At 71.0% G+C, this 22464-nt stretch carries 19 protein-coding genes; 10 read left to right on the forward strand and 9 right to left on the reverse strand.

The genetic code is table 11. From position 1 onward, the window contains the following. Nucleotides 1-20: 20 nt before the first annotated feature. Nucleotides 21-1670: an AMP-binding protein gene (locus tag CHC09_RS19945; protein ID WP_179277194.1), complete on the forward strand. Its 1650-nt coding sequence runs from the start codon at nt 21-23 to the stop codon at nt 1668-1670. A 57-nt stretch (nt 1671-1727) separates the two neighbouring features. Here the strand turns inward: CHC09_RS19945 and CHC09_RS19950 are convergent, their stop codons facing one another. Continuing rightward, nucleotides 1728-3017 carry a hypothetical protein gene (locus CHC09_RS19950; protein WP_089294667.1) on the reverse strand — a complete coding sequence of 430 codons (1290 nt, stop codon included), beginning with the start codon at nt 3015-3017 and terminating at the stop codon, nt 1728-1730. 62 nt (nt 3018-3079) lie between these two features. Between CHC09_RS19950 and CHC09_RS19955 the strand changes: the two genes are divergently transcribed. Together CHC09_RS19955 and CHC09_RS19960 are read left to right on the forward strand one after the other, a co-directional pair. Next, on the forward strand, nt 3080-3646 hold the full coding sequence (locus tag CHC09_RS19955; RefSeq protein WP_089294668.1) for an RNA polymerase sigma factor: 567 nt from the start codon (nt 3080-3082) through the stop codon (nt 3644-3646). Continuing rightward, a complete protein-coding gene (locus tag CHC09_RS19960) occupies nt 3631-4143 on the forward strand; it encodes a hypothetical protein (protein ID WP_089294669.1) in 513 nt (170 codons plus the stop codon). Before CHC09_RS19955 ends, CHC09_RS19960 begins: the two co-directional genes overlap by 16 nt. On the opposite strand, the gene CHC09_RS19965 is transcribed toward CHC09_RS19960, so the two are convergent. The 4 genes from CHC09_RS19965 to CHC09_RS19980 all read right to left on the reverse strand — a co-directional run bounded on the left by CHC09_RS19965 (nt 4140) and on the right by CHC09_RS19980 (nt 7832). After that, nucleotides 4140-5465: a serine/threonine-protein kinase gene (locus CHC09_RS19965; protein ID WP_089294670.1), complete on the reverse strand. Its 1326-nt coding sequence runs from the start codon at nt 5463-5465 to the stop codon at nt 4140-4142. The two genes, CHC09_RS19960 and CHC09_RS19965, sit on opposite strands and share 4 nt — an antisense overlap. Before the next feature lie 54 nt (nt 5466-5519). Beyond that, the gene (locus CHC09_RS19970; protein ID WP_143232431.1) at nt 5520-6242 is read right to left on the reverse strand and encodes a hypothetical protein; all 723 of its coding nucleotides are present in this window, start codon (nt 6240-6242) and stop codon (nt 5520-5522) included. Between the two features lie 195 nt (nt 6243-6437). Then, nucleotides 6438-7187 (reverse strand): SDR family NAD(P)-dependent oxidoreductase, encoded by a 750-nt coding sequence (locus CHC09_RS19975; protein ID WP_089294672.1) that lies wholly within the window; start codon nt 7185-7187, stop codon nt 6438-6440. 120 nt (nt 7188-7307) lie between these two features. Continuing rightward, nucleotides 7308-7832 (reverse strand): hypothetical protein, encoded by a 525-nt coding sequence (locus tag CHC09_RS19980; protein WP_089294673.1) that lies wholly within the window; start codon nt 7830-7832, stop codon nt 7308-7310. 710 nt (nt 7833-8542) lie between these two features. On the opposite strand from CHC09_RS19980, the gene CHC09_RS46390 reads away from it, so the two are divergent. Further along, nucleotides 8543-8701 (forward strand): hypothetical protein, encoded by a 159-nt coding sequence (locus CHC09_RS46390; RefSeq protein WP_179277195.1) that lies wholly within the window; start codon nt 8543-8545, stop codon nt 8699-8701. A gap of 231 nt (nt 8702-8932) precedes the next feature. Here CHC09_RS46390 and CHC09_RS19985 read toward each other — a convergent pair whose 3' ends face one another. Both CHC09_RS19985 and CHC09_RS46395 read right to left on the reverse strand, forming a co-directional pair. Further along, a complete protein-coding gene (locus CHC09_RS19985) occupies nt 8933-9721 on the reverse strand; it encodes an LLM class F420-dependent oxidoreductase (RefSeq protein ID WP_089294674.1) in 789 nt (262 codons plus the stop codon). Nucleotides 9722-9855: 134 nt separating this feature from the next. Further along, entirely contained in the window at nt 9856-10032 is a 177-nt protein-coding gene (locus tag CHC09_RS46395) for a hypothetical protein (protein WP_179277196.1), read from the reverse strand. Between the two features lie 331 nt (nt 10033-10363). Between CHC09_RS46395 and fxsT (CHC09_RS19990) the strand changes: the two genes are divergently transcribed. The 4 genes from fxsT (CHC09_RS19990) (at nt 10364) to CHC09_RS20005 (ending at nt 16124) form a co-directional block, all read left to right on the forward strand. Continuing rightward, entirely contained in the window at nt 10364-13261 is a 2898-nt protein-coding gene (fxsT, locus tag CHC09_RS19990) for an FxSxx-COOH system tetratricopeptide repeat protein (protein ID WP_143232432.1), read from the forward strand. Between the two features lie 159 nt (nt 13262-13420). After that, nucleotides 13421-13624, forward strand: a complete 204-nt coding sequence (locus tag CHC09_RS19995; protein ID WP_089294676.1) for a hypothetical protein — start codon at nt 13421-13423, stop codon at nt 13622-13624. Continuing rightward, nucleotides 13624-14841 carry an FxsB family cyclophane-forming radical SAM/SPASM peptide maturase gene (locus CHC09_RS20000; RefSeq protein WP_239138383.1) on the forward strand — a complete coding sequence of 406 codons (1218 nt, stop codon included), beginning with the start codon at nt 13624-13626 and terminating at the stop codon, nt 14839-14841. The genes CHC09_RS19995 and CHC09_RS20000 overlap by 1 nt, the downstream gene beginning before the upstream one ends. Continuing rightward, nucleotides 14838-16124: an HEXXH motif domain-containing protein gene (locus tag CHC09_RS20005; RefSeq protein ID WP_089294677.1), complete on the forward strand. Its 1287-nt coding sequence runs from the start codon at nt 14838-14840 to the stop codon at nt 16122-16124. The genes CHC09_RS20000 and CHC09_RS20005 overlap by 4 nt, the downstream gene beginning before the upstream one ends. On the opposite strand, the gene fxsT (CHC09_RS20010) is transcribed toward CHC09_RS20005, so the two are convergent. After that, a complete protein-coding gene (fxsT, locus tag CHC09_RS20010) occupies nt 16125-19307 on the reverse strand; it encodes an FxSxx-COOH system tetratricopeptide repeat protein (RefSeq protein ID WP_143232433.1) in 3183 nt (1060 codons plus the stop codon). Between the two features lie 142 nt (nt 19308-19449). After that, nucleotides 19450-19881: a hypothetical protein gene (locus CHC09_RS20015; RefSeq protein ID WP_089294936.1), complete on the reverse strand. Its 432-nt coding sequence runs from the start codon at nt 19879-19881 to the stop codon at nt 19450-19452. Between the two features lie 110 nt (nt 19882-19991). Here CHC09_RS20015 and CHC09_RS20020 point away from each other — a divergent pair, with 110 nt between their 5' ends. Continuing rightward, nucleotides 19992-21788, forward strand: coding sequence for a LamG-like jellyroll fold domain-containing protein (locus tag CHC09_RS20020; protein WP_239138382.1), 1797 nt, complete (start codon nt 19992-19994; stop codon nt 21786-21788). A 29-nt stretch (nt 21789-21817) separates the two neighbouring features. Continuing rightward, nucleotides 21818-22447 (forward strand): DUF4241 domain-containing protein, encoded by a 630-nt coding sequence (locus CHC09_RS20025; RefSeq protein WP_089294680.1) that lies wholly within the window; start codon nt 21818-21820, stop codon nt 22445-22447. Nucleotides 22448-22464 lie beyond the last annotated feature (17 nt).

Genomic DNA, 22464 nt, shown 5'->3' on the forward strand with positions numbered 1-22464 from the left:
GAGCGTCCGTCATGACGGCCATGAAGACTTTTGAGGACGTGCAGGTCTGGCTGCCCGGGGCGATCCGTCCGGCCGACACCGTCATCGACGGCTACCGCCGCCTCGGGCTCTGGCACGACGAGCACCTGCTGACCCACCTGGAACGGCATCGACGGCAGCGGCCGGACGCCACCGCGCTCCTCGGCTTCCACGCCGAGGGCCCGGCCGACGTGGTGTCCTGGTCGCGGTACGCCGCGGAAGTGGAGAGGTACGCCTCGGCCCTGCGCGCGCTCGGCGTCGGCCCCGGGCAGGTCGTCGCCGTCCAGATGCCGAACCGGTGGGAGACCGCCGCGCTGATGCTCGCCGTCATGCACACCGGCGCGATCCTGGCACCGCTGGTCACCGCCCTCCGCGGACGCGAGCTCGAGAAGATGCTCGTCCAGCTGCGCGCCACGGTCGTGGTGACGGTCGGCGAGTGGGCCGGCTTCGACCACGCGTCCTCCCTCGCCGGGATGGCCGACCGCCTGCCGCACCTGCGGCACCGGGTCGTGCTCGGCTCGAAGTCGGCCGACGAGTTCGATTTCGACGCCCACTTCCGGAACACGGACTGGACCGCCGACTTCCCGGCGCCGCTGGCGGACAGCGCCGCCGACCCGGACAACGTCGCCGTGGTCCTCTTCACCTCCGGCACGACCGGCGAGCCCAAGGCCGTCCTGCACACGGCCAACACCCTGCTGGCCGGCGCCGCGCCCGTGGTGAACGAGGACAAGCTCGGGGCCGGCGACGTCAGCTACAACCCGCACAACCTCACGCACATCTTCGGAATCACCACCGGCCTCGCCTTCCCGCTGCTCAGCGGCGGCTCGGCGGTCCTGCTCGACACCTGGTCACCGGCGCGGGCGGCCCAGATCATCCGGGACACGCGGGTGACGGTCTTCTCGGGCGCCGCGATCTTCCTCGAAGCCGTCTTCAGGGTGGCGGACGACCTCTCCTCGCTGCGCATGGTGTGCTGCGGGGCCGCTCCGGTGCCGCCGAAGCTGGTCAGGGAGATCCACGCGAAGCTCGGCGTACCGCTGCGGGCCGGCTGGGGCATGACCGAGGTGCCGCTGGGCACCTTCACCCGCTCCGACGACCCGGCCGACCACGCCACCATCAGCGACGGGCGACCCGCGGCGTCCCTGGAGCTCGACCTGCGCGTCGAGGGCACGATCTCCAGGGAGAACCCGGCCCGGCTGTTCGTCCGCGGCGCCGCGCTCTGCATCGCGCTCGTCGGGCGGGACACCGGCACGGTCCACGTGCTCGCCGAGCACGACGGCGGCTGGTTCGACACCGGGGACCTGGTCCTGCCGGACGGTCACGGCGGCATCCGCCTGGCCGGGCGGGCCGCCGACCGGATCGGTGGAATCCTGATGGTCCCGGTGCTCGACGTCGAGGCCGAGCTGATGCGGCATCCGGCGGTCGCGGACGTCGCCGTCGTCGGCTACGAGGACGAGCACGGGCACGACGCGCCGTGCGCGGTCGTCGTACCGGCCGGCGAACCGCCCACGCTCGCCGGCCTGCGCGCCTACCTCGACGGTGTCGGAATGACCGAGTTCTACCAGCCGACCAGGCTCGAGCTGATGCCGGTGCTGCCCCGCAACCTCAGCGGCAAGGTCCTGAAGCGGGAGCTGCGCGAGGGGCTCCGGGGCTGAACTCTCCCGGCGGAGATCCGAGGGTGGGCCGGGCCGGACCCACCCTTCCGCGGCCCCTCATCGGGTCTCCTGGATGACGAGCGCTTCGTTCATCGTGAGAGTGCCGGCTTCGCGGCGGACGTCCTGAACCCGGTCGAACGCGGCCGTGGTGACGCGGAAGGTCGCCGGGTGCGGCAGCTCTTCGCTCGCGAGTCTCCACGGTGCTGTGGGGTCCGTGCCCGGCACCGCCGCCACTAGGACGACGGCGCCCTCGCGATGGACGTCATCGTCGTCGTACGGCTCGCTGTAACGCAGGTAGCGCAGCAGGGCCGGCCCGGAGGGGACCGGTGTGCCGGCCGCACGCGGGATGGGCTGCCAACGGCGGACGAGGTCGGTGAAAGCCTCCTCGCGAGCGGTTCCACGCTTCGCGCCGGCCGCACGGATCGCACTGCCGGCGCCTGCCAGGGCGGAGCAGATCTCCCGGATCGGGATGATGGCGGCGAACGCGGGATAGGAGCCGGCCAGCCGGACCCGGATCATCAGGTCGTGCAGGGCCAGGGCGGCGTCCTCTTGCCGCGACGTCAATGACGAGGTGGGTACGGCCTTCGGCCGGTCGGGGCGGCCGAACGGCGTCACCGCGTCGGCGGCGCGGCCGGCCGTGGATTCGTACCACAATGGGTCGTCGGGCCAGACCGAAGCGGTGGCGGCCCGCAGGATCCCGCCCTGCCCGATCTCGACGGTGAGCCCGGCCTCCCCGGCGGAGACACCGATGCCGAGGCGGTCGGCGGCGTCGAAGCGCAGGTCGTCGACGTCGGTGAAGGTGAACCGCAGCGGAGCGGCCGGCCACGGTCTTTCGGCTCCGTCTCGCGTCGCACGCCCGGTGCCGGGCACGAACCGCCGCGGGGCGGCGACCGTCAGGTCGACTCGCAGGCCCGTTCTCGACGGCAGGACGACGAGCGAGCGCACGCCGGCGCACGCCAGGTCGTAATCGGTGAGTAGATCGGCAATGATCTGCGCGGTCAGGGGCAACGAGCCCGGGTGGACGCGTGCCTGAAAGTCGCGGTACGCCGGAGGGCCGGGTGCCGCCGCGGGCAACTCGCGGTCCAGAGCCGGGTCCAGGCCGACCATCAGCGCCCTGCGGGCAGCCCCGAGCCCGGCCATCCACAGCAGACCGGTACGGGCGCGCCGAGCCCGGAACGGCCGGCCGGCGCACGCCACCCTCGCCAGCGGCATCGTGTTGTTGTCCCAGATGTCGGCGAGATCGCGGATGCGGGAAGCGTCGAAGGCGCGGGCATCCGCCACCAGGACTTCGATCTCCTGTACGGACCGGTCGAGCAGCCCGGCGAAGGTATCCAACGGCGACCGCACGCCGCCGAGTATGCCCCACCACCCCAAAACGGCAGTTGGCGCGGCGTGGCTAGGTTGGGCTGGTGGAGAGTCGAGCCGTCGAGGTCGAGGAACTGGCGCGGACGGCCGCCGCCGGCGACACGGCCGCGCTGCACACGCTGCTGACCGTGCTGCGGCCGGACGTGCTCCGGATCTGCGCCCGGTTCCTGCCGAACCGTGAGGACGCCGAGGACGCGTGCCAGGACGCGCTGCTCGCGCTCACCCGGTCGATCGGCGGCTTCGAGGGCCGATCGTCGTTCCGTACCTGGCTGTACCGGCTGACCGCGAACCGTGCCAGGTCGACCTACCAGAACCTGCGCGGCCGCTTCCTGGCCGAATCGGGCGGCGTGCCGCTGCCCGATCGTCCCGACCCCCGCAGGACCAGCGTGACGGCCGGGACCCGGCTCGATCTGCTCGACGCGCTGGAGCGGCTCCGACCCGATCTCGCCGAGGCGGTCGTCCTGCGGGATCTGCTCGACCTCAGCTATCGGGAGATCGCCGCGCTGACGGCGGTGCCGGAGGGCACCGTGAAATCCCGCATCCACCAGGGCCGGGCGCAGCTGCGCCCGCGGCTGGTGCCGGCCGATGAGCCGGGATGCGCGGCCGGCTGACGGCCGGGGTCCTCACCGTGTCGCTGATCATGGCGGGATGCGCGGGGGAGTCGCCGGTCTCACCGCTACCGACCGAGGCCGCCGTCGGCGCGGCACCGGTCGGGTCGGTGAGCGTCACCCCGAGCCCGTCGCCGTCCCGGCCCGCGTCCGCTTCGCCGCCGTCACGCCGGCCGCCGGTCGGCACCCCGCCTTCGAGCCGTACGCCCACCCGGCCGTCGTCGCCCTCGTCCTCGTCCTCGTGTGAGGGCGCGATCGTCCGCACCATCGACGCGACCGCCGAAGAACTGGCCCTGGTTCCCGCGATGTGCCTGGCGGTCGGTGCGGTGCTGCGCGTCGAGAACATCGGGCCGGGCGAGGTCACCACCGACTCACCGGACCTGGTCGCGCAGCATTACGAGGCCGGCGTCGTCGAGGTGCGTTTCGTGCGCAAGGGCACCGTCGTCGTGGCGATCCCACAGGGCGGCACGACCTACGACATCACGGTGGTGGTCCGCTAATCCGTGCCGACGCCGGCGAGCAGCACGTCGACCTCCTGGTCGCTCGTCTGCGGTGCGGGGGCGATCTGGACGTACACCAGAGCGGCCGAACGGGTGTCCGGCCGAGCCGCCTCGATGATCACCGGCTTGGCTCCGGTGCAGGTGAAGCGCGCCACCACCCAGTCGGCACCGGCGCGCCCGCTGTGCCGTACCGGGGCCGCGGCGCAGCGGGCGTGCGGGTGCTCCGCGACGAAACCGGCCGCGGTCGTGCGCGCCGCGGCACCGCGCGACAGCCCGATGAACGCGCCGGGCACGCCGGGATCGGTCTGCCAGCGCGCTGGATCCGGGGAGATCACCAGGGCGGGTTCCAGGCGGCCGTCCCCGTCGAGGCGGCCGGCCCAGCCGGACCCCGCGGCTCGCCATCCGGTGGGCAGCGTGACCGTCAGCCGTCCCGTACCGTCGCTCGCTGTGCGCCTGCCCTCGGGGAGGGCGGTGTCGGCCGAAACGCAAACCAGGACCAGGACGGCCGCGACCAGGGTCGTCGCACGCCGGGGCGGGGTGAACGTGGACCGGTCGCGGACAGCCCGGTTGAGCGCCGCCGCGAAGGCGGCGGCGTCCGGAGGACGATCCCGCGGGTTACGCGCCGTCGCCCGGCGGAGGAGCGCGGCGACCCCGGCGGGTACGCCCGGACGCAGTCGCGGCCGCCCGGCGCCCTGTTGCGCACTCAGCAGCCGGGTGCCGAGCCGTCCCAGCCCGTAGACGTCGGCGCTGGTGTCCACGGTGGAGAGCGGGTCGTCCTGCTCCGGGGCCATGTAGCCGGGTGTGCCGGCGCGCGCGGTCAGCCCCGACGCGGCCGCGAGCGCCTTCGCCAGTCCCAGGTCGGCGATCAGCACCCGCTCCGGCCCCGACGGCGCCGCCTGGAACAGGATGTTGCCCGGGGTGAGATCGCGATGCACGATCCGGTGCCGGTGCAGCACCGCGACACCTGCGGCGATCTCCCGCAGCACCCGTAGCGCTCCCGCGGGCGGTAGCTCACCCCGTTCGAGCCGGTCACGGAGGCTGCCGCCCGCGGCGAACTCCATGACCGAGTACGGGCGGCCGTCCGGCAACTCGCCGACGGCGTACACCCGTACCACCCGCTCGTCGGCCAGCCGCCACAGCAGCCGCGCCTCCTGCTGAAATCGCTCCCGCACCCGCAGGTCGTGGGACCAGTTCTCGGCCAGCACCTTGATCGCCACGTGGGCGTCGAGCGCCGGATCGTGGCCGAGCCACACCGTGGCGAACGACCCGGCGCCGAGCAACCGTTCGATGCGGTACGCGCCGATCTGCCGCGGGCCGGTCATGATGCTGCAGCTTCACCGGTCACGGCTCGACCATAGACGCCGATCGGCGGACGGCTAACGGACCACGACGGCCGTCACGGAGCGGGTCGTCGCGTCCGAGGTGGCCGTGAAGACCACACTGGCCGGCCGGCGGAACCGGCAGGCGTGGACGCCGGCCTCGTAGTGACAGGTCACGGCGTCCGCGGGGGTCGCCGACAGCAGGCCGGGCCCGAGGTTCACCACCCGCAGCGTCGCGCCCAGTCGCAGGCACGGCGACCACCAGGGCAACTCCTCGGCGGTGTCCAGATTCACCACGCTGCCCGCCGGTGAGCAGGCGGTCGACGGCTGCCCGGGTGCGGTCGCGGGCACCCGGACCAGCAACTCGCGCGCGCCCGTCGCCAGCGTGAGGCGGACGGTTCCGGTACGGATCAGGCGGCACTGGTAGGTGCCCGCCGCGTAGAAGCAGTCGACCATGGTGGCGGGCCGCGCGACCAGCGACCCGGGCCCGGTGTTGACGACGCGTACGACCCCGCCGACCGCGATGCACAGCGGCGGCAGCGCGCCGGGCTGCGCGGCGTCGACCTCATGGACCACCGCGCCCTCGCAGGCGGTGGCGCTCGTCGCGGTGGCCGCCGCCCGGGCGGCGCTTGTCGCGGTGGCCACCGCTCGGGCGGCGCTCGTCGCGATGGATGGTGACCCGGCCGCCGCCGTGGCGGCGCCGGTGGTGTCGGCCAGCAGCAGCGTGAGTCCGAGCAGCACGGCAGTGCCGAGCCGGTGGCGATACCAAGAGATGCGCATGACGGCGTTCACTCCTTCTTCGGGGGACTGTCCTCTCATCCGTCCCACCGCGACCCGCTTTCGTTCACCGTCACCGACGATTTCTTTGCCCGCGATCGAAAGTCGCACCGATCGACAAGGTCGACGGCCGTGGGGAGTACGTATTTCACAGTGCCGGCGACCGGAACCCTGGAGCGGGGCGGATGGTGCGGCCGGTCACGTGGCCTCCGGGTCAGGGCCGTTGACCGAGCGGCCACCGTCGACGGGCAGGACCGCTCCGTTGATGAACGAGGCGGCGGGCGAGAGCAGGAACGCCACCGCGTCGGCGACCTCCCGCGGCGTGCCGACGCGGCCCAACGGGTGCAGCGCCGCCATCTGCGCGTCGACCTCCGGATGTACGGCCCGGTACCGCTCGTAGCGGGCAGTGGTGATCGACCCCAGGGCCACGGCGTTTGTACGGATGCCGGACGGACCGTGGTCGACAGCGACAGCCCTGGTCAACCCCTCGATGGCGGCCTTGGCGGTAGCGTAGGCGAGGGCGCCGCGGACCGGCCGCTGAGCCTGGTGCGACGAGACGTTGACGATGGCGCCGGGCCGGTCGTACCCGAGGAAGTGGTTGACGGCGGTGTGACAGCCGGTCACCGCGAGCGCCAGGTTGGCGCTGATCAGGCCGAGAACCTCCGGCGCGCTGGTGCCGGCCAGGCCGGCGTCCGGAAAGGTCGCCGCGTTGTTGACCCATCCGGCCAGCGGCCCGGCGGACTCGGCGATCTCCGCGGCCCGCCGGGCGACGTCCGGATCGGCGGCGTCGCCGGTGACCAGGGTGATGCGGTCGTGCCGCCGGTCGAGCCGCTCCACGACGTCGAGAACGACCACGTGGCCTTCGACGGAGAGACGTTCGGCGACGGCCCAGCCGATCCCTCGGCCGGCTCCGGTGACGACGTACGACGGCGGCGCAGTGGCGGACATCGTTCCATGCTCCACGCCGGACAGCGGCAGGTGTGGAAACCCAGGTTGTTCTGCGGCCGCAGCCAGCCACCCGACGGGTCCCCGAGGACCGGGAACCCGTCGTGAAATGTATCGCGATGGCTACCTTCCGGCGTTGTCGGCCTTCAGCGCCGCAGGGCGGAGAAAGATTTCCTTAAGCGCCTGATCACCGAAATTTGGTGGATTCCTGACAAAGCTCTGGTTCACCCGCGCCGACCACATCGATCCGTACTGCATCCAGAATGTTTGGAAATACGGGCTGTGCTCATAGACGTACGCGAAGTAGCTGTCCCAGTCGCCCGCGTATTCACCGAGGACATCCTCGCTGGTGACACACATTTCCGCCATGTTGGCCATCATCACCGACATACACGCCAGCTCCGCACACGTCTTCGAGTCGTCCGGCACCGGCAGGTCGGCGTGGAAGTAGGGCCAGAGATCCGCCCGCTCGACCAGGAACTTGTCGAACTCCAGCCAGCGCACCGTGATGTTCTGATAGAAGTGAGCGCTATTGATCTTCGCGTTCTGCGCGATCTGCCTGCGTAACAGCGTTCCCTGCCAGAAGGTGGCCCAGAATGCGGCCACCGCCACGATCAATCCGACGACGCTCACCTGTAAGCCGGACACGAATGATCCTCTCCACTGAGGGCGGCCATGCGGTTGCCGGCCACCCTAGGAGAATGGAGCGGAATGTCAAACCCGCCAACGCCTACTCATATCGACCCTTGATCATTTTTATCCTCCGCAACGCTCCGCTCTCGATGCGGCGCAGAACGAGGATGCTCAGCGCGATCGCGGTCAATGTCGCTCAGCATCGAGCTGATACCGGTGTGGCCTGACCGCTGGCGCACCCCTGCGACCAGGCCGGACTGCTGGCGGGGCCGGCAAGCAGGAACAGCCCGGTTCTGAATGGCATCGAGCGGAACCAGCGGTAGGGCAGCCCGGCAGAGCGGCTCTGCTGCCACGCCGCGCGACCGTACAGGCCATCTTGGTCCTGTGCCGCACCGAACCAGCCGACCCGGGCCCTCTGGCTCGCTCTCATGATCTTTTTCAGCCATGTTCTCGGCGTGATCGGCGGCCTGCTGGATTGGGCGAGTGGCAGCAACCCCTTCCCCGCGGTGCTGAAGGGGCCGCTGCCTTCGCGGCGACGCTGCTCCTTCTGCCGGTACTGAACGCGACCGTCCTTGCGATCCGGGTTGCCAGGTACCGGGGTCGACCCGGCCCTGTGGCCGGTCAGCGCCGGGCCGGCGACCGCAACCAGTGCCCCGCGGGGTGTGACACGACAGCCCGACCCGCGGTTGATCGCCTCGCGTGCGGTGTGCGGCCACCCTGGCCGCATGCCGCAGAACTTCTTGATCCACGGCGGGACTGTCGCGGTCGTGGACTGGGCGATCCCGCGGCGTGGCGCGGACTGGCTCGATACCGCCCTGATGATCGTCTGCTTCATCCGCGCCGCCATTCTCCGGCCGAAGCAGCACAATGGGCGCAGCGGGTGAAGCCTGGCGGACAGCCTCTCCGGAAGCGCTGCGGGCGTTCGCGGTCGCATGCGCCGCCCTCGACGCTGAACGGGCCTGTGGATCGCCGGCACCGCACCTGAGGCAACTGGCCGATGCCACGGTGGACTGGACGAGCTTTCTCGCCCTCGAACAGCGTCCACGGATCCGGTACGCCGATTGACCAGGCAGGGGGCAGATCCTCAACGAGATTCCGCCCCCGCTGCCGTGATGTCAGGCGTTGAGTTTGTCGCGCCAGGTGATGAATTCGCGCAGGGCGGTGAGGTCGGGTTTCGGGCCTCCGACGTGGATGGTGAACAGGCGTGCGCCGAGTTCGTACATCTTGTCGCGGTTGTCGGTGGTGGCCAGGACCGAGACCTCGATCTCGGCGGGGTCGCGGCCGAAGTCGGCGCAGTGACCGGCGAGGATGCCGAGTTTGCGTTGGAGGGTTTCGGGGTCGGAGAAGCTGTGCCAGATGTCGGCGTATTTCGCGGTGAGGCGCAGCGTCTTCTTCTCGCCGCCGCCGCCGATCAGGACCGGGATCTTGCGGGTGGGCGGCGGGTTGAGTTTGCCCCACCGGGATTCGATGCGGGGGAGTGCTTCGGCGAGGTCGTCGAGGCGGCCGCCGGCGGTGCCGAACGCGTAGCCGTATTCGGTGTAGTCGCGTTCGAACCAGCCGGAGCCGATGCCAAGGATGAGCCGGCCGGTGCCAGACTGGCCGGAGGAGCTGATGTGGTCGACGGTGCGGGCCATGTCGGCGAGCAGCTCGGGGTTGCGGTAGCTGTTGCAGGAGACCAGGGCGCCGATCTCGACGCGGGAGGTGGCCTCGGCCCAGGCTGCGAGCATGGTCCAGCACTCGAAGTGCAGACCGTCCGGTTCGCCGCTCAACGGGTAGAAGTGGTCCCAGTTGAACAGGACGTCGACCCCCGCCTCCTCGGCCTCCGCCGCGGTGCGGCGGATGGTGGCGTAGTCCATGTGTTGCGGCTGCAACTGCAGTCCGATGCGAACCGGCCTATCGATCATGTGGATGAGCCTAGTTGCAAGTGCCGTCCAGTTCCTGGCCGATGGCGGTGAACTCGCCCCTGGGGGAGTGTCGGCACCGCCATCGTCGCAGGTGGCCCCAGCGGGTACGGATGGCCGCGTGGCCATCGTCCACGCTACTCACGCTCTCCGGAGTCCTCCGCTCGCCGGATCGCGCGAATCAGTCTGAGGGCGGTCTCGCGCCGGGCCGGGTTGCGCGACCAGAGGCCGACGGCGACGGCGAGGGTGATGCCGGCGCCCTCGACGAGGGCGCCCAGTGCTAAAAGGATGATCGGGTCGAACAGGTGTGACATGGCGGCTCCTCGGCGTGTCCGGTCGGATATGCCTCAAAGCTGACGGGTGGGCCATGTCAACGGAAGTGTTCCGGATAGGAGGTCGTGATGTCTTGACGGGGTCGCGGAGGCCGCGCCGTCAGGGTCGATGTCAGCTGACAGATCGCGCCATCGGTCGCTGATCCAAAAAAGACGGCCCGATGTCACCCACGCGCGCTTGACTCACCATTCCGATTGAATCGCCGAAAATGCCATAATCCAGCCAGCGGGCCCGTTGTCGACATTGATGGACCGTGAGAGTGTGGAACTTGAAAAAATTTGACAAACGCGATCTCGTCCGGAGCGCACTCACGTGGCCATTCCTCTGCCCGGTCTGGACAAGTTACCGGTAGGTCCCGTCCGTAGTTTCGTCGAGGCTCTGCACGATCGTTATGACGCCGCGGGTCAGCCCGCCGCCCGGGTGATCTCGAGGGACACGCATCGGCTTCCCCACGGCTTCGAGACGGTCTCCCACGAGACGGTGAGCGCCACCCTGCGAGCCAGCAACGTGCCCTCCTGGGAGAAGGTCCGGTCGATAGTCCACGTGCTGGCCGGCCGGGCCCCGTCCGGCTACGACCCCCGCGACCTCGATCAGCGGATGATCGAACTGTGGCAGCAGGCCAGGCGCGCCACCCAGGCGGGCGAGACCGGCGTCCCGGCCGACGTCGTTTCGAGCCGGCCGCCGCCGCACGATCCGGTGCCCGGCCCGGTCGTTCTGCCGCCGGTGCACCGTCGTCCGGCCTCTGGCGTCCGGCCGGCCGCCGTCCCGGAGTTCGCCGGCCGGGAGACGCTGATCGAGGCGATGCACACGGCGCTGAGCACCGGGCCGGACGTTCGCCTGGTGCTGTACGGGCCGGTCGGCGCCGGGAAGACCCAGGCGGTCCTGCGATACCTCGAGCGGCACGCCGACGGCACCCCGGTCTGGTGGGTGCCGGCGGGCACCGCCGAGTCGGCCCGGGCCTCGCTGCTCGAGCTAGCGGTGGAGCTCGGGCTCGAACCGCACCACCGGGTCGAGCGTATCGTGCGCCGGGTCCTTGACCTGGCGGAATCCGGGCGGATCCCACACCTGCTGGTCTTCGACGATCTCAGCGCGCCGGACCTGGCGAGTCTGGTGCCCAACGGCGGCCACGTCGTCATCACCACCCGCGACCCGGCCCTGGGCCACGACGGGTCCAGCCTCGGCATCGAGGTCACCGATCTGGACTCCGACGACGCCGGCCGGCTGCTGCGCCAGCACGAACCGGACGCGGCCGCCGAGGCGATCACGGACATCCTCAGCACGTACGGGCGTTCCCCGCTGGCGCTCGCCCAGGTCGTCGCCTGGTCGCGGGCGACCGGCGCACCGCTCGCCGCGGCGGCCGGAGCCGACCCGATCGATCGCCTGACGACCGTCCCGGTGGAGGGCTACCACAGCAGTGCCGCCTGGGCCGTGCTGTTCACCATGGACCGGCTGGAGGCCGCGAGCCGGTCGGCGCTGCTGCTGCTCAACACGCTCGCCTGCTTCGCCCCGGTGCCGGTCTCGAAGGAGTTGCTCGTCCGGGATCTCGCCGCCGGCGCGAGCATCGCCGGGCCGGAGGTGCCGGGCGACCCGGTCGCGATGAACATGGCTCTCGTCGAGCTCTGCCGGCACGGCATGGCCCGGCTCACCGGCGACGACGACCGGATCGAGGTGCTGCCGCCGGCGCGGATCGTCGCCCGGCGCGCGATGTCGGGTGAGGAGCTTTCCCGGGCCCGCGCCTACGCCCACGCGCTGCTGGCCGCGGCCGACCCCGGCTGGCCCGATGATCAGAAGCAGACGGACCTCTACCGGGAGATCTCGGCCCATGTCCGGTCCACCGGCCTGGTCGACTCCCGCCACCCCGGCGCACGTTTGGCGGTGTATCACCAGATCCGTTTCCACTACCTGGCGGGGGACAACGCGACCGCGTGCGAGCTGGGCGAACAGGCTGACCAGCGGTGGCGTGACAACGGCAGCCTGGCAGCCGACGATCATCTCGTGCTGCGCACCTCGCAGGAGTGGGCGAACGCGCTGCGCGCCCTGGGACGCTACGACGAGGCCCGGGAGCTCACCCTCGGCGCGATCAGCCAGTTGCGACTGGATCCCGATTACGGGGAGAACCACCCGTACACCCTGGCCATGGCCAGCAGCCAGGCCGCCGACCTGCGAATCGCGGGGGATTACCAGCGGGCGCTCAGGATCGACCGGGAGACCCTTCAGCGCTGCTACAGCGCCTTTCCCCAGGATCATCCGCGCACCACCATGAGCGGGCACAATCTCGCCATCAGTCTCCGGCTCTCCGGCGATTTCCGGGAGGCGGAGAAGGAGGATCGGGTCGCGCTGCGCCGGCACGAGAAGGCCTTCGGCGACGACAACTGGCGGACCCTGCTGTCGATCAACGCGCTCGCCGAGGACCTCAACGGACAGGGCCGTTACCGGGACGTGCTCAGTGAGGTGGAACCGCTGGTCACCAGGATCGAGCAGCGGGACCGGGCCGAGGGCCGCCGGCGGACCCGGATGGATCGGGGCCTAATCCTCGCGCAACGGGCCATCGCCCTGGCCCTGCGGGGCATCGGCCGGTTCGGCGAGGCGCTCGCCCGGCTGGAGGCTGTCCACGCCGAGTGCGTGGACCTGTTCGGCGAGGACAACCCGCACGCCCTCGCGCTGCGCATGAGTCACGCCAACACCCTGCACCTGCTGGGCCGGACCGAGGACTCGAGCCGTGAGATGCAGCAGGTCCACAACGACTACCGTGACATGTTCGGAGCCGCGAACCCGCTCACCGTGGCCGCCGGGATCAACCTGGCCAACGTGCTGCGGGCCCGGGGCGAGCACGCCGCGGCGCTGAACATCGACCGGGTCAGCAGCGAGGCCCTCCGCGAGACCGTCGGCCGTGATCACCCCTTCGCGGTCGCCGCGGAGGTGAACCTCGCCTCGGACTACGCCCTGGACTCGCACCCGCACCGGCTCGCCGCCTCCCGGCGGGCGATGGAGCTGGCGAAGCAGGTGCACCCCACCGATCATCCGAACGTGGTCGCCGCGGAGGCCAACCTGGCCCTGGATCTCGGCGCGGCGGGTGAGCCGTCCGCGGCGGTCAAACATCGGCAGGCGATCCAGCATCTGCGCGGAATCTACAACCCGGACCATCCAATCACGGCTATGGCGGCTCGCGGTGTGCGGATCGACTGCGTTCTAGAACCGCCGATGCCCTGACCGATGGTGGCTATTTTTGTCAACCACGCTGGGGCGGCTGGAGTTCTGAAAAAACCTGTCGTGTGTTGTTGTTGGGGCCCTGCCAAGGGTCTGTCCCGGGTCGCCGTGGCGGTGTCATCGTGAATCCTGGGGCATTGACTTCAGTGTGGAGGCCGACCGGTGGGCGACGTTCCTGAATCGATCGCGGGCGATGATCAGCATAAGCCGGGCGATCTCGTCGACGTCTCGCATGTCTCGTTGACCGAACTGGTCGCCGCGCACGGCGACTCACCGGTGTCCCGCTCGATCGCGCGGCTGAGGCGGAATCTGGACGACCCCAACGGCGTACTGTCGGCGTTCAGCTCTTTCATCGACGAGCCCTGATGATGCCCGCGGCCTGGCCCTATCTGGGCCTGGACGTGGCGGCCCTGCTCGCCGGGGGCTGGCGGCCCACGCCGATCCACGAGGTGATTCTCAAGGTCCACCAGCGCTGCAATCTGGCGTGTACGTACTGCTACGTCTATCAGCACCCGGACCAGAGCTGGCGGGAGCGTCCGGCGGTGATGCCGCCCGAGGTCTTCACCGCGGTCACCCACCGGCTCGGCCGGCACGTGCGCGGGCACGATCTGCGCCGGGTCCGGGTGGTCCTGCACGGCGGGGAGCCGATGCTGCTCGGTGCCGGGCGCCTGGGCCGGCTCGCCGCCGGGCTGCGCGCCGCGGTTCCGGAGACCTGCACGGTACGGGTCGGCATGCAGACCAACGGGGTCCTGCTCGACGAGCCCGCGCTGCGCGAACTGCGCCGCCACGACATCACCGTCGCGGTCAGCGTCGACGGGGTGGCCGCCGACCACGACCGGTACCGGGTGACCCACGCCGGCCGGGGCACGTTCACCGCGGTCAGCCGGGCGCTGGAACTGCTCGCCCGGCCGGCGTACCGGGAAGGATTCGGCGGGCTGCTCTGCACCGTCGCACCCGACACCGACCCGGCCGGGTGTTACCGGCGCCTGCGCGATTTCCAGCCGCCCGCGATCGACTTCCTGTTACCGCACGCGAACTGGAGCGCGCCGCCGCCGCGTCCGGACGGTGACCCCACCGCGTACGGCCGATGGTTGATCGAGGCGTTCGACGCCTGGTACGACGACCCGGACCCGGTGCCGGTACGGCTCTTCGAGAGCGTCGTCGACCTGATCCTCGGCGGGGCGTCCCGCTCCGAACAGGTCGGTCTGAGCCCGGCGCCCATCCTGGTGGTCGAGTCCGACGGCGCCATCGAACAGATCGACGCGCTGAAGTCGACCTACCCGGGTGCCTGTGCGACCGGCCTGAACGTGGACCGCGACGACCTCGACGCCGCGCTCACCCATCCGGGCGTGGTGGCCCGCCAGATCGGCACGGCCGCGCTCGCCGAGGCGTGCCTCGACTGCCCGCTGCACCGCGTCTGCGGCGGCGGGCACTACGCACACCGCTACCGACCCGGCACCGGGTTCCGCAATCCGTCGGTGTACTGCGCGGACCTGCGGCTGTTCATCGAACACGTGCGAGGGCGGGTGCGCGCTGACACCCGCGACCTGGTGGGCGCGACGACCGGGATGGTGACCGCATGACCGAGTACCACCGGTGTCCGGAGGCGCTGCTCGACGGCCTGGCCGACAGCCGTGGCGGCCCCGGCCTGTCCCGGGCGCTCGCCGAGGCGCAGGTGAGCAAGCATCTGCTGCTGATCGCCGGCCTGCTGCGGGAGTGGCCCGGCCCGGCCGCCGAACGTGACCGCCTCGCCGGCGCGATCCAGGCCGCCCGGGCCGCCGCGCCGGAGGCCGCCGCCCGGGCTCTCGGCACGCCCATGGTCGGTGCGTGGGCCGCGATCGCCGGGCGCGCGGCCGAGCGCGGGCGTGCCGAGCGCGCCGATCTGGCGCACCTCGCCGCGGTGGCCGTGATCACCTGCGCGGCCGCGGGCGTCGACGTCGAGCTCACCGTCGGGGCCCGCGACGGCGCCGTCGCCCTTCCCGGGCTGGGCCGGGCGATCACCGGCGACGCGGCCACCGCCCGGATCGCCGTCATCGACAGCACCCTCACGATCGACGCCGGGCACGGGCCGGTGGCGATACCCGGCAATCGGGAGACCGGGCACTGGCTGCCGGTCCGGAGACTGCGTGCGACCTCCGGCGGGATCGGCGTCGAGATCGCTCTCGACGACGTCGACCCGTACCGGCACGGATACCACGCACCGCCCGAGCCCCGCCTCTCGCAGGCCGAGTTCGACCGCTGGCAGGAGCTGTTCACCGAGGCGTGGCGGCTGCTCACCGAGTGTGCGCCGGAGCGGGCCGCCGAGATCGCCGCCGGCCTGCACACGCTCGTGCCGTTGACCGGGGACGGCCGGTCCGCCCGCAGCGCGACCATCCGGCACGTGTTCGGCGTCTTCGGGCTGACCCGGCCGGCCGACGCCGCGGACTTCGCCGTCACCCTGGTGCACGAGTACCAGCACGCGAAGCTCAGCGCGCTGCTCGACGTCGTCCAGCTCACCGATCCGGACGACGGGCGGCGCTACTTCGCGCCGTGGCGGACCGACCCGCGACCGCTGGCCGGGCTGCTGCAGGGCGTCTACGCCTTTGCCGGGGTGGCCGACACGTGGCGGGCGCTGCGGGACACACACGCGCGGCGTGACTCGGCCGAGTCACGGTTCGCCGACGCCCGGCTGCAGGTCGATCGCAGCCTCGCGACGCTTCAGGCGTCGGGCGCGCTGACCCCGGACGGCGAGCGGTTCGCCACCCGGCTGCGGCGGTTCGTCGACTCGCTGCTGGCCGTGCCGCTGCCCGAACCGGTGGCCCGGCGGGCCGAGCAACGGCACCGTGAACTGCTCGAGCGCTGGTCGGCCGCGACGACCGCCCGGTGATCAGGTCGGCGGCGCCTCGATGTCACCCTCGAGGCGCTCGCCACGCTCGGCGGCCAGCACCTCGGGATGCGTCTCCCCGAGCGACTGACGCAGGCCCGCGATCGAGTCCACCAGCAGCGTCTCGGCCTGCTCGGTGTCGCCGGTGGCCCGCAGGTCGTGCGCGTAGTTGATCGCGCGGGCCAGGTGATAGGGGTGGTCGGCGTCGCCGCGCACCTCGTGCGGCCCGCCCGAGGTGATCCGGCTGCGCTCCAGCATCTCGCTCGACAGCGCGAGGGCCTCGTCGTGATCGCCGCGCAGGGCATGGTCGGTGGCGAGAGACGTGCCGGCGCAGAGCGTGTACGGATGGTTCGGCCCGAGTGCCTGGGTCAGGCTGCCGTACGCCTGCTCGTCCAGTGTTCCGGCGGTCTCGACGTCGCCCGCCGCCCGCCGCGCGATCGCCTCGTTCACCAGCGCGACCAGGGTCAGCGGGTGCTCCTGACCGAAGTACTTCCGATAGCGGACCACCGCCTCGGTGATGTCGTCGAGCGCGCCGGCCGTGTCGCCGAGCTGGCGCAGGGCGTTGCCCTTGCTGCACAGGGCCGCGACCGTGTACTCGTGGTAGAGGCCGAACCGGTTCAACGTCTCGTCCAGGTTCTCGCTCAGCACGTCGAGCGCCTCCGGCAACTGGCCGGCCTTGCGCAGGGTGATGCCGTGGGTGCGGCCGGAGAGCACCACGATCCGGTGCCCGCGGCTGCGCCGGTCCATCAGCACGCCGCGCCAGCCCTCCAGGACCGCGAGCCCGGCCCGGTAGGCGCCCAGTCCGTAGTAGTCGCGGGCGATGTTCATGTAGGCCTCGAGCGCGCTGAAGCTGGTGACCTGCGGGCTCTTGGTCTCCCAGTAGTCCACGATCGCCTGGTCCAGCTTGGCCGCCTCGGCGAACTCGCCGACCATCCGGTAGGCCACCGCCAGGTTCGACTGGGCCCGCAACACGTACGGCTCCGGCGAATTGAACGCGCGGCGATGACGTTCCAGTGATGATTTGGCGAATGCGAGCGATTCCGCGTACTCCCCGCGGATTCGGATCGCCTGGCCGACCTGGTTACCGAGAACGAGCGTCGATTTCGCTTCCTCACCCAGGTAACGCCGCATCAACTCGTACGTCTGGTTGGTCTCTTCATCGGAGGACGCGCTTTCGCCCAGCGCACGGCTCGCGTTGGTGATGTGCGACCGGGCCTGCAGCGTCAATTCGCCGTCGGGGCCGAGGCGCGGATCGTCGCGGTTCTCCCGCCAGCACTCGACGGCGTCTTTCGCGATCCGGCGGCTGTTCTCGTAGTCGCCCGTGTTGTAGAGGAACCGGATGTGGTGCAGGACCGCCTGTTTCGCCTCCAGCCGGTCGGCCTCGATCATCCCGGCCCGTTCCAGGTGGGGGCCGACCTCACGCTGGCGTTCCACCTCGGCGGGCTCGGTGTTCTCGTCGGGGTCGCCCGGGCCGGCCTTGGCGAGCAGGTTCTGGATGCTGCGCCGAAGCTCGTCGGCGTGCACCGGGTCCAGGGTGTCGCGCAGTACGTCCTGTACCAGACGGTGCACCTGGAGGCGCTGGGCGTCGTCCACCTTGACCAGGCCGTACTGGCTGAGATCGCGTACCGCCAGATTGATCTTGATGGTGTCGCCCAGGAGGGAACGCAGCGGCTGCACCACGTCGGCGTCCTTCCCGTACCGCAGCAGCGACACCGGAACCGGCTCACCGCCGAGGAACGCGAACAACTCCAGCAACTGAGCGGTGGCCGGGTTCTCCGTCCGCAGCTTCGCGGTCGCCAGGGTCACGAACGCCACGACCGAGTCGGAGTAGCCGGCCGGCTTGCCCTCCGACAACAGCTCCTTGCGGTGCTTGTCGAGCAGGTCCAGGTACTGGCTGACCGGCATCTTCGTGGCGAGGTGCCAGGCCGCCGCCTGCTCCAGCGCCAGCGGCAGGTCACCCAGCCGGTCGGCGAGCCGGTCGGCGTCGGCGGTGCCGATACTGTTCTTGGTCCGGCCACGGAGCAGGTTGATGCTCTCGAACCGTTTGAAGACCTCCACCTCGATCGAGGTGCCGACGTCGGCCCATTCCCGGTTACGGGTGGTGACGACCACGTCCCCGCCGGTGGAGGGCACGTAGTCGCCGATCGAGTCGAGGTCGTTGGCGTTGTCGAAGACGAGCAGCCAGCGCAGCCGCACCGAGGCCAGCGTGTCGAGCACCAGCCGGGCGGTCTGCTCCCAGTTCTCACCGGGGCGGATCTCCAGCTGCTCGGCGAGCTGCTCCAGCGACGCGAGCACCCCGGAGACCGAGTCGGCGGGGACCCACCACACCAGGTCGTAGTCCTCGAGGTGCTGGTGGATGTACTCCACCACCAGCTGGGTCTTGCCGACACCACCCATCCCGTGGACGGCCTGCGGCAGAACGGCCTGCGGCAGGACCGCCGCCTTGGAACCCGAGGCGAGCGTCGTGGCCAGCCGCTCGAGCAGCTCCTCACGGCCGGTGAAGTTGTAGTTGCGGATCGGGACACGGCTCCGGATCACCCGGACGCCGGCACGCCGGCGCGTCGGGGACTGCTCGTCGTCGCGACTGTCGAGTTGCAACGCGGTGAGCGCCGCGCCCGGCACGCCGACCCCGCCGGAGATGTCGGCTGCCCAGCGCCGCAGCGCACCGCCGAGGTCGGCCCTGATCAGCGCGGCGAGACGCACGACGAAACCCAGCAGGGGAGGCACGCCGCCGGTGGGCGTGGGCTGGCGCTCCATCACCTGGACGACCGCGGCCCAGTCGAACCAGATCCGGACGTCACGCAGCTCGGGCAGGTCGGACAGGTCACCGAGCGCCCCGAACACGGACTGGGTGCCGGCCTCGCCGAGGACCCGGCACAGCTCGTGCCGGTCGGCATCGGAGAGCAGCAACTGCCCCTGCAGCTCGCGGGCCAGCTCCGCCGCTCGGGTCGCCTCCGCCCCGGGGTGACGCTGCGCGACGATGCGGGTGAACGCGACCAGGCCACCGGTGAGCGACCCGTAGGAGTCCACCAGGGCGACCAGATCGGCGTGTGGCTGCGGCGTGCGCCGGGGGGTGAACTTGCGCCGGAGGACGGCGGTTGTCTCGTCGACCACGGCATCGCGCACATTCGCATCCGCCAGAGCGGGGACCTGCAGCAACACCTCGACCAAGGCGGTATTCGACACGGGGCACTCATTCCCACGCGAACGGAACGTCAGGCTCCGAATCGTAACGGATGTCCCGCGCTATTGGACAGTCCGTGAACATGTATTCACGCGCTGTCGATTTCGCCTGTTGTCGATAACTGTCCTTACCGGATCGGCGGCCCTAGGGACAGGTGTCGTCGATCCGCTGCCCGATCGTGGTGAACTCTCCATCAAGGAACGCCTTGGGATCGCTCGACTGCCCGGCTCCGCTCAGGGCGGCGGCCACCTCGTCGACGGCCGCGCGCTGGGAGGCGTCGTCGCTCTTCGCTCCGGCCGCGGTGACCTCGGTGGCCATGCCGGTGAAGGTCGTCCGGAGACCCTCCTTGGCGGTGTCGCTGTCGCCGGTCGCGTACGCCGCGAGTTTGATTGCACCGTCGGTGAGGATCTTGTAGACCGCGGTGCAGACATACTTCGGCTGGCCCGCCGAGGCGGAGGGGATCGGCGCGACGCTGAACGGCGTCGGCAGCGAGCCGGGGCTCACCTCGATCTCGCAACCGGCGGCCAGGGCCGCGGTGGCGAGCAGGGCGAGCGGCACGGCTGTGCGGCGGCGCATCGGCACGGCATTCCCCTTTCTCAATTCCGTACGCGGCAGCATAGTTCGCCCTGCCGAGGACCGCCCACCTCGTGCGCGACCTTTACCGGCTCAGGAAGTTAGCTACATACGTGGCAAGATTTCCCAAAAACGCCCTGATCGCCGGAATCGTGATGGCGTTGCTCGCGGCCGGAGGCGCCGCGTTCGCCGAGGTCGTCTCGCCCAGCCCGGTGAGCTCTCCCTCCTTCAACGGCTCGGTCTACGCGGTCGCCCACCGCGGCAGCACCGTCTACGTCGGTGGCAACTTCACCCGGGTCATCACCGGCAGCCGTTCCGTCGAACGCACCCGGCTCGCCGCCTTCGACTCGCGCACCGGAGCCCTGCTCGACTGGAAGCCCGGCGCCGACGCCAACGTCCGGGCCCTCGCCGTCGACCGCGACACCGTCTACGCCGCCGGGGACTTCGACCACGTCGACGGCGAACCCCGGGACTCGATCGCCGGCCTGGGCGCCAGCGACGGCGTCCTCACCCCGCTGCGGCACACCATCCTCGGGCAGGTGAACGCGCTCGCCGCCGGGCACGGCAAGGTCTACATCGGGGGCAGGATCACCGCGGTCGACGAGGCGCCCCGGGGCAACCTGGCCGCCTTCGACGCGGCCACCGGGGCGCTCGACCCCTGGGCGCCGACCACCGACGACACCGTGAACGCCCTCGCCGCCGGGGAGGACCGGGTCTACCTGGGCGGCAGGTTCCACCGTACGAACGAGACCCGGTCGACGCTGCGGCTGTCCGCGGTGGACCCGGTCACCGGGACGCTCGACCCGAAGTTCCTGCCGAAGCCGGTCTCCCAGGTGTTCGCGCTGGTCGAGGCCGAGGACGGGGTGTACGCGGCGCTCGGCGGGCAGGGCGGGCGGGCCGTCTCGTACACCCGGGAGGGCGCGACCCGCTGGACCCGGGTGTTCGACGGGGACGCCCAGGCGATCACCGTGCTGGGCGGGACCGTCTACGTCGGCGGACATTTCGACCGGGCCTGCACCACCACGAACAACGGGGTCAAGGGCGCCTGCACGGACGGGTCGGTGATCCGTGGCAAGCTGGCCGCCGTGGACCCGCAGGGCAACCTGCTCGACTGGGCGCCGCAGGCCAACGGGGTCGCCGGGACCCGATCGCTGGCCGCGAACCCGGAATTCGGGTCGATCAGCGCGGTCGGTGACTTCACCACGGTCGGCGGGCTGCCGCGCAAGCGTTACGCGGAGTTCGACGCGATCTCCGAGAAGGCCGAGCGGGCGCCGGTGCTCCCGGAGTACGTGGCGTCGTACAACTTCGACACCACGGTCGCGGACGGCATGTTCGACGACGGGTCCGGGCTCGGACACCTGCTGCGGATGGTGACGCGCAACGGTGGGATACCGGAGCTGGTGCCGCACGGCAACGGTTACGCGCTGCGGTTCCCGCCGAAATGCACCGGCGTGAAGTGCCCGCGTGTGGTGCTGCAGGGCGGGAACACCCCGGACCTCAACCCCGGAACCCGGCCCATCCGGTACGGCGCGGGCGTGCTGCTCTCCCCGACGCAGACCGACAGCGGCGAGAACATCCTGCAGAAGGGCTACTCGACCGGCGGCGGCCAGTACAAGCTCCAGGTCGACGGCGACTCCGGCAGGCCCAGCTGCGGATTCGGCGACGATGTCGTCTATCTCGCCCACAGCCGCGTGTCGATCGCCGACGGCAACTGGCACAGCCTGGAGTGCCGGCGCCTGGGCCCGACCCTGTCGATCCTGGTCGACGGTGTGCTGCAGGGCGCCGTGGCGGTGCCGCTCACGCTCGGGGTCGACACCGTTGAGCCGCTCACGGTCGGCGCCAAGGGCGCGGGGACGAACAACGACCAGTTCCACGGGACCCTCGACGACGTGTGGGTGTACATCGGATAGGCGTCATCCGGGTCCGGTACCTTGCCCGCATGCCTGATCTCGACCGCCTCCTGCGGGCCGGTTCCCGTTACGTCCAGGACGACGTGACCTACATCGTCGAGCCACACCCGCTCGGCGCCCTGACCCTGCCGACCGGGCAGCTGGCCGCCTTCGACCCGGGCGTCACCGACGAGGAGGACGAGCCGTTCTCGATCGCCCTCGCCCCGGGCGCCTACCCGGTCACCGCCTGGGTCGCGGTGCTGGAGAAGGAGGAGCGGGAGTGGCAGCGGCGGGTCGCCGCCCTGCAGCTGGTGGTCCGCGACGAGCCGGTCGCGTCGTGGGAGCTGGCGCTGGTCGACAGCGACGACCCGGGTCAGCTCGAGGAGGGCGAATTCTTCGGGTACGGCGTCGACACCGGAGCCGGCGCCTTCGCCGACCTGAGCGTGTCGCAGATCCTGGCGCGCTGGGACTCGGAGGACTTCGAGGAGGTCTTCGACGCCGACGAGTTCCCGGAGACGCCGGTCCCCGGCCACTTCGGCCAGGTCATCGACGAGGACTCCGGGGCAAACCTGATCATGGTCGAGTCGGGCTGGGGCGACGGCTACTACCCGACCTACGTCGGGCGGACCGAGTCCGGCGAGCCGGCCTGCTTCGTCACCGACTTCCTCGTCGTTCCTTGAAACGGCACAGCGTGTGC

The organism is Actinoplanes regularis, assembly GCF_900188005.1.
GTDB classification, from domain to species: Bacteria; Actinomycetota; Actinomycetes; order Mycobacteriales; family Micromonosporaceae; genus Actinoplanes; species Actinoplanes regularis.